Below are 2,326 nucleotides of genomic sequence, written 5' to 3'. Positions count from 1 at the left end.
ACTCGGCTTCATCGCGAAGCTCACTTTCAAAAATGTTCTCGGAGTGTGCTGGACAGCACGCGACTTTGCGAAGGTCGTAGACCAGGTTCGATTCCTGGCATTCACTTGAGGTAAACAAAAAATCCAGGATTTAAAGCACGAAGTGCTGTGATGTCGTTTGACATAATTCGGTCCCACTTAACTTTGCTTGCCGAGAAGCTGTCGCTAAATTTAATCCCCACCCCTGTTGTACGTCCTGCTTGGATCACCATCGGCACCGCACCTCCATATTTACCCGATTCCATAAATGGTAGATGAGGTGCAATCGTCGCGACGTGGCCGTGCCCATCCGCGTTATACGACGCTGCTACCACAAATAGTCCCTGGTCAGACATTCGCTGAATGACTCGAAACAACGTTCCGTATCGCCGCTTTGGATTTTTCTCAATCGTAATTGCCTGAAACTCATTCGTGGACATCAAATCGAAGACGCTAAAAGGGCCTTTCGAACCCCGCCTCGCAGGATCAGATGCTGCAACTAAGTTCATGAACTGAGCGTTAGCAGTATGTGGATTTCCATTGGAATCGAAGAGTTCAGACGGCTTCCGGGCAAGGACTACGCTAGAAAGTTGAGCGAGGAATTGATTGCAACGGGTTGTGCTTCCATTTGCGTCGTAATCCTTGCTTTGAACTAGACGTTTTGCTTCAGCGACGTGCAGTTCTTTTGACTTGGCCCTGCTACTGGCATCAAGGCTGTATCTGGTTTTATTCAGGAAATTTCGAAGTGCGGACTCTTTTGCAAGAAACGCCCGTTTTTGTCTTTCCTTTCGCTCAAATTCTTCCCTCATCTTTCGAAGGGCCTTTTCGCGAGCGGCCTTGTTTTGGTTTGCTTCCCGAATCTGTCTTTCGCGTTTTTTCCGCTCAAGTTCCGTTTTCTTTTCTGCGGCACTGCGAATGGATCTTCTCATTTCTTCCTGTGTCTGCTTTTCGCGTGCCTTCCGATTTTTCTCGATCCATTCGTGAAATTCCCTTTTCTGTTCTTCTTTTTTCTGCCTAGACGCACTCGAATCTGGTTGAGGAGTTGGTTTAATCTCAAGCTTCTGTTCGAAGCGAGATCCTGAAAAGTCCCAATAGTCCGAATAGCCTTCTTCTGCGTGTCGCTCCCAATCACCTAAGACATCAATCGTCGAAAAGTCATCGTCGTCGACAGCGGCCGACACAACCTGTACTGTCGATGCCGGAACGTTACGTGTCGGAAACGCGCCCTGAAGCCGACCAACTGCGAATAGTTGTGCGTTGTATTCGCCGATGATGTTCGAGTACTCAAGTCGATAAATGTAGTCTCTGAAAATCGCAAAACGAATTGGCTTGCCGTCGACCTTGGGCCCATACTCCTCTTCGATAACAATTCGACCGAAACCAGGAACGGGATAATCACAGAGCGTGTCTATCAATTTACATTCATAGAGTCGACTCGTATTGGCACCGAACGGTGAATACAAGACCTGCCAGTAGCCCTCGTTGGACGCGTGAACTTGATCTTTGGGGTTGAGGATCCCACGCCCTTCAAATACATAGTCTTCGCCCAGCGATGAGTTGACGGAAACTGCAACGAAGACCAAGCCGAGTGTGAAGACAGGGTATTTCATGTTAGGTGCTTCGATTAGAGAAAGAAAGCATTCCTACGGCGATGCTGTAGCATTCCAGTATTGCCGAATCACGTGCGTCGATCAATCTGTGCCGCTGACGGAGCCACCCGGGAACCTCTACGTGCTGAACAACCCATGATCGATAGGATTTAAAACTGCGGCCTAGTTGGGACGCGTTGAAAATGCTGCGAACCAGGAGCTCCGCAACGAGTCTTAATTAACAACAAGACGCTGGAGCCAGACGGCCAAGCATCCGTCTGCAACTCGGACGAAGTGGATTCGACTCCCACCGGCGTTTCTTGACGGATCGACTGCTGGTTCGGATTACATCTTGGAAATGTGAAACATCTGAGCTGTTTTCTCGCCGATCAGTCACAACACAAATTCAACTGCCTGCTGGGATTACATCCTAACTATGAGGACCCTAAGGTATCGAGCTTCCGGGCGACCGGAAGCAGCGTGAGCGTCGATGAATCTCCATGAGAATCGTCGTCGTGTGCCCACTGTCGACGGCATTGCTGTCGATAAGAGCGGTTTTCTCGGCAAACAACTTCGTTGGACTTTTCAGCACATGGCGACTGCCGGCTTGGAATCCATCCACCAATGATTGCGTCCAGTGAGTCTGGGGATCGTGGCAACACGATCGGTAGGTTCGATTCCTATGCGTTAGCGATCTGAGTCATTACCTCGTCGCCATC

Annotated in this window: 1 protein-coding gene and 1 tRNA gene; one reads left to right on the top strand and one right to left on the bottom strand. The window is 49.5% G+C overall.

Features of this window, described 5'->3' with window-relative positions; all coding sequences use genetic code 11:
• Positions 1 to 101: 101 nt before the first annotated feature.
• Positions 102 to 1,628, bottom strand: coding sequence for a secreted protein (locus RMSM_RS04595; protein WP_008692267.1), 1,527 nt, complete (start codon positions 1,626 to 1,628; stop codon positions 102 to 104).
• A gap of 227 nt (positions 1,629 to 1,855) precedes the next feature.
• Here RMSM_RS04595 and RMSM_RS40420 point away from each other — a divergent pair.
• Positions 1,856 to 1,926, top strand: a tRNA-Cys gene (locus RMSM_RS40420).
• The last annotated feature ends 400 nt before the right edge of the window (positions 1,927 to 2,326 follow it).

The organism is Rhodopirellula maiorica SM1, assembly GCF_000346295.1.
GTDB lineage: Bacteria > Planctomycetota > Planctomycetia > Pirellulales > Pirellulaceae > Novipirellula > Novipirellula maiorica.
The sequence above is the reverse complement of the archived record's forward strand: the minus strand, read 5'-3'. Positions and strand labels throughout refer to the sequence as shown.

Excerpts from the sequence above, each read along its gene's own strand:
- RMSM_RS04595 (WP_008692267.1), bottom strand. The coding sequence starts at position 1,628 with ATGAAATACCCTGTCTTCACACTCGGCTTGGTCTTCGTTGCAGTTTCC.